Origin of the sequence: Chryseobacterium sp. SIMBA_029 (assembly GCF_046535275.1) — a bacterium.
Lineage (GTDB): Bacteria > Bacteroidota > Bacteroidia > Flavobacteriales > Weeksellaceae > Chryseobacterium.
Genome location: NZ_JAWRXA010000762.1, coordinates 1 through 242, shown reverse-complemented (window position 1 = coordinate 242; position 242 = coordinate 1). Strand labels below are relative to the sequence as shown.

Genomic DNA, 242 nt, shown 5'->3' with positions numbered 1-242 from the left:
GGACCATTACCCATAGAAGACCAGTATTGAATCTCGGGATTGATAATATTCGTCTCCTGCTGGAGATAAGCCAGGTACTCGGGATCACTATAATTAAAATACCTATCACCATACTCCAGATTATATTCTGTAACGCCTCCCGTCGGAGAAATCACCCTTTTAAGTGTTCCTAATCCGGAAGGCTGGCTGTAGATAAACCGGTGTTTCTCTATCAGATTTCCGTTTCTGTCATTCTTAAATAC

General features: G+C 41.7%; 1 protein-coding gene. It reads right to left on the bottom strand.

What is annotated here, in order from left to right:
* Nucleotides 1-242 (bottom strand): hypothetical protein (locus SB679_RS25980; RefSeq protein ID WP_410705271.1); only part of this gene is annotated, 242 nt, incomplete at both ends.